Origin of the sequence: Actinomadura geliboluensis (assembly GCF_005889745.1) — a bacterium.
Taxonomy (GTDB): Bacteria; Actinomycetota; Actinomycetes; order Streptosporangiales; family Streptosporangiaceae; genus Spirillospora; species Spirillospora geliboluensis.
Map to the genome: position 1 here is coordinate 1 of NZ_VCKZ01000575.1, position 4608 is coordinate 4608.

Below are 4608 nucleotides of genomic sequence, written 5' to 3' on the forward strand. Positions count from 1 at the left end.
CCGCCGGCCCCCTCCGCCGCCGACAGCAGATCCGCGATCCGCGCCGCCGTCAGCCGCTTGAACAGCCGGTGCTCCCGGTTCCGGTCCAGCACCGCGACCTCCAGCGACGTCGCCTCCAGATGCCGGTCCGAATCCTGCGCCTCCAGCGCCCGCACCGCCGTCCGCAGCGCCTCCACCAGCGACGAGCCCTCGCGGTAGCCGTCCTTCAGCGACTGCGCCACCGCGTCCGCCTGCCCGCCCATCGCCACATAGCCGTGCTCGTCCGCCACCGAACCGTCGAACGTCAGCCGGTAGATCTGGTCGGTCTCCGCGTCCTCGCCCACCTCCGCGACGACCAGCTCCACCTCGTACGGCTTGTTCGTCTCCGTGAAGATCGTCCCCAGCGACTGCGCGTACACGTTCGCCAGCCCCCGCGCCGTCACGTCCCGGCGGTCGTACTGGTACCCGTTGATGTCGGCGTACCGCACCCCGCCCAGCCGCAGGTTCTCGAACTCGTTGTACTTCCCCACCGCCGCGAACGCGATCCGGTCGTAAATCTCACTGATCTTGTGCAGCGCCCGCGACGGGTTGTCCGCCACGAACAGGATGCCGTCGTCGTACTGCAGCACCACGACACTGCGGCCACGCGCGATACCTTTGCGCGCATAGTCCGCCTTGTCCTTCATCTGCTGTTCGGGCGACACGTAGAACGGCATGGACACCGGTCAGGATCCCTTCTATCGCAGCGGGGCGGTCGGACCGCCCGGCGAGTCGTAACGTCCGTCGACGACGGCCTGCGCCAGCGCGCCCACCTCGTCCTCGCCCAGCCGGCGATACCCGTCCGACGTCACCGACGCCACCACCGGGAAGATCCGGCGCGTCAGATCGGGCCCGCCCGTCGCCGAGTCGTCATCCGCCGCGTCGTACAGCGACTGCACGCACACCAGCGCCGCGTCCTCCGCCGACAGGTCGCCCCGGTACAGCTTCTTCAGCGCGCCGCGCGCGAACACCGACCCCGAGCCGATCGAGTGGAAGTCCCGCTCCTCGTACCGGCCCCCCGCCGGGTCGTAGGAGAAGATCCGGCCCTCGTCCCGCTCCTCGTCATAGCCCGCGAACAGCGGCACCACCGCCAGGCCCTGCATCGCCATCGCCAGGTTCTGCCGCACCATCGTCGCCAGCCGGTTCGCCTTGCCCTCCACCGACAGCGTCCGGCCCTCGCGCTTCTCGTAGTGCTCCAGCTCCACCTGGAACAGCCGCACCATCTCGATCCCGATGCCGGCCGTCCCGGCGATCGCGATCGCGGAGAACTCGTCCGCCCGGAACACCTTCTCGATGTCGCGCTGCGCGATGACGTTGCCCGCGGTCGCCCGCCGGTCCCCCGCCATCACCACCCCGCCGGGGAAGCTCACCGCGACGATCGTCGTCCCGTGCGGGATCTCGTCCCCCGCCCGCGACGCCGGCGGCGTCCGCCCGCCGGGCAGCGACTGCGGGGAGTACGCCCCCAGGAACTCGGTGAACGACGACGTATCCGGGTTCGCGAACAACCCGGGCAGACGCCCGATATGCGAATCGTGGGACGCCACGCGACTCCCTTCCCTCCACCATGGCACCGGCGCTGGACAACCCCACCGGCACGGACGTCTACGACCCTACTGTTCAAGGTCGCCCGCGCGCATGCCACGTGATCCCCACCCGCCTAAGCCCACGGCGAACCCTCACAGCGCGACAACCGCCCGGAACGTCACCCCGCGCGCTCGTCGACCATGGACGCATAGGAGTCCATGATCTGTTCCAGGCACCGGGACAGCCATGTCGGCCCCTCATGGTCGTCGTCGACCGTCCACACCGACCGGCGATGACGACCGTCCGCCTCCCGGTACGACTCCCAGCCCCCTGCCGCCACCGTGCTCGGGTCGACGTCGGGCACCGTGAACGACAGACGTCCCCTCCCGCCCGGCGCGGGGACCGTCCTGACCAGTTCGCCGAGCAGGTAGTCCGCCGCACGCCTCAGCGAAACCGGGTCGTCCCCGAGCTGGCCCATACCCGTGTTGCAGCCGCCGCACGCCATCCCCCGGACGGCACCCGTCACGTGATCGTGGTCGACGTGCTCGGCGGGCGCGTCCCAGCAGATCGCGCACATGCCGCCCTGGACGGAGAGAAGCCATGCCGCGTCCCCGTCGTTGATTCCGTACCTGCGGCGCAGGTGGTTCTGCCGGGGCGTGGTGTTGGGCGTCGTCCTCGCCCCCCAGCGGGCGAAGCCGTCGTGGCGGCGAGCGCGATCGTCGATGACCGGCGAGCCGACTTCGGCATGCATGCGGCTCGCGTGCGGGCCGCGGAGCTCCAGGTATTCCGCGGCATCGCCCAGCAGGCGCGGGTCGTCGCGGAACTGGCCGAGCGCACCGTTGCACTTGAAGCAGAGAACTCCGCGGACCACACCTGTGAGGTGGCTGTGATCTACGTGCTCTGGGTTCGCTCGGAGGCAGACGACGCAGATTCCGCCCTGGCGGGCGATCATCTGGTCGACCTCCTGCTCCGTGACGCCGTAGCGGAGTTTGAGCAGGTAGTTGCGCGCGCTGCCGTGCTTGCGGTCTCTGATCTCCGCGACCGCCCTGGCGTGGCACGGGCGGCAGTAGTGGGTCAGACCGGAGGCGGCGGAGCGGTTCCGGCCGAACTCGGCGACCGATTTCACCTCTTCGCACTGCGGGCAGTACTTCATCCCCTCCGGGACATCCGAATGCCGGCGATAGGCCCTCGTTGCCTTGCCCAGCTTCGCCTGTTTCTTCCGATATGAACGGCTGTTGCGCAGACCGAAGCAGACCTTGCAGTAGTAGGCCAGGCCGTCCCTGGAGGACGTGAGCTTCCAGAAGTCGGTCTCGGGCTTCAGTTCGCCGCAGTCACGGCACACTTTCGAACGCATGGGCGAGACTTTAAAGTCTCGCCCATGCGTTCGGGATGGCTTTTAGGTTATGAGGAGATTGTCCTCGGGCTCTTGTCCGATTGGTGGGGCTAGCGGATCGGACAAACCGGGATCATTCCCCCCCCTTCTGGATATAGGCACGGACGAAGTCTTCTGCGTTCTCTTCCAATACTTCGTCTATTTCGTCCAGGATTGAGTCCACGTCGTCCGTGAGCTTCTCCTGGCGCTCTTGCACGTCTTCGGTGGTCGTGGCCTCGGTCTCCTCGACCTCTTCCGTGCGCCGGGTGGTCTGCTTCTGACCGCCGGTGTCCTTCGTGGCCATTCCGTACCTCCGCTCTGCCGGTGCCTCCGACCCTAGCCGGGATCTTCGACGGCTAGCGGATCTTGAAACGTCCGTTTCGCCGTCCCGGTTCCCCCGCGGGCCGAGGGCATGCTCGGGTTATCGCCGGTCCGCCGGGCAGTGAAACGGGCAAAGCGGTCACGAAACCGAGACCTCACCCGTCCGCGCAGGTCAGCGGGGCGATAGGGCTCGATAGTCACACTATCCAATGGAACGCGCGAGAGCCGGGCGGCGCGCTCTCGCGCCGCCCGGCTCCGAGGCGTCCGGTCAGCTCTGGCCGGTCAGGGTGGCCACCAGGTCGGCGGCGGTGCGGCAGCGGTCCAGGAGGCCGCCCACGTGCTGCTTGGTGCCGCGCAGCGGCTCCAAGGTGGGGACTCGCTGGAGCGACTCGCGGCCGGGGACGTCGAAGATGACCGAGTCCCAGGACGCGGCGGCGACGGACTCGGCGTACTGGCGCAGGCAGCGGCCCCGGAAGTAGGCCCTGGTGTCCTCCGGCGGGTCCTCCACGGCGGCCTGGACCTCGGCCTCGGTGATGACCCGGTCGATGCGGCCGCGGTCGACGAGGCGGTTGTAGAGGCCCTTGTCGGGCCGGATGTCGGTGTACTGCAAGTCGACGAGCTGCAGGCGCGGGTGCGACCAGTCGAGGCCGTCGCGGCTGCGGTAGCCCTCGAGCAGGGAGAGCTTGGCGACCCAGTCGAGCTCGCGGGACAGCTGCATGGGGTCGTCGCCCAGGCGGTGCAGGACGGACTCCCAGCGGTCGAGGACGTCCCTGGTCATCTCGTCGACGTCGGCGCCGAAGCGGTCCTCGACGTACTTGCGGGACTGCTCGAGGTACTCCATCTGGAGCTGGACGGCGGTCATCTTGCGGCCGTCGCGGAGGGTGAGCAGGTGCTTGCAGGACGGGTCGTGGGAGACGGCGCGGAGCGCGGCGACGGGCATGTCGACGGACAGGTCGACGGTGAGGAAGCCGTCCTCGATCATGGCGAGGACGAGCGAGGTGGTGCCGAGCTTGAGGTAGGTGGACAGCTCGGCCATGTTCGCGTCGCCGATGATGACGTGCAGGCGCCGGTACTTCTCGGGGTCGGCGTGGGGCTCGTCGCGGGTGTTGATGATGGGCCGCTTGAGGGTGGTCTCCAGGCCGACCTCGACCTCGAAGAAGTCGGCGCGCTGGCTGATCTGGAAGCCGTCGCCGCGGCCGTCGACGCCGATGCCGACGCGGCCGGCGCCGCAGACGACCTGGCGGGAGACGAAGAAGGGGGTGAGGTGCCGGACGATGTCGGCGAAGGGGGTCTCGCGGCGCATGAGGTAGTTCTCATGGCAGCCGTAGGAGGCGCCCTTGTTGTCGGTGTTGTTCTTGTAGAGCTGGATGGGG

5 protein-coding genes are annotated in these 4608 nt (G+C 68.8%); all 5 read right to left on the bottom strand.

Annotation, left to right across the window (positions count from 1 at the left end):
- On the bottom strand, positions 1-695 hold a 695-nt coding region (gene prcA, locus ETD96_RS41620; RefSeq protein WP_138641986.1), incomplete at its 3' end, for a proteasome subunit alpha.
- Between the two features lie 21 nt (positions 696-716).
- Positions 717-1562, bottom strand: coding sequence for a proteasome subunit beta (prcB, locus tag ETD96_RS41625; RefSeq protein WP_138641984.1), 846 nt, complete (start codon positions 1560-1562; stop codon positions 717-719).
- 158 nt (positions 1563-1720) lie between these two features.
- Positions 1721-2896 carry an endonuclease VII domain-containing protein gene (locus ETD96_RS41630; protein WP_240808602.1) on the bottom strand — a complete coding sequence of 392 codons (1176 nt, stop codon included), beginning with the start codon at positions 2894-2896 and terminating at the stop codon, positions 1721-1723.
- A 112-nt stretch (positions 2897-3008) separates the two neighbouring features.
- Positions 3009-3218, bottom strand: coding sequence for a ubiquitin-like protein Pup (locus tag ETD96_RS41635; RefSeq protein ID WP_089325987.1), 210 nt, complete (start codon positions 3216-3218; stop codon positions 3009-3011).
- Positions 3219-3503: 285 nt separating this feature from the next.
- Positions 3504-4608: depupylase/deamidase Dop (gene dop / locus ETD96_RS41640; protein WP_138641985.1), on the bottom strand; the 1105-nt coding region annotated here is incomplete at its 5' end.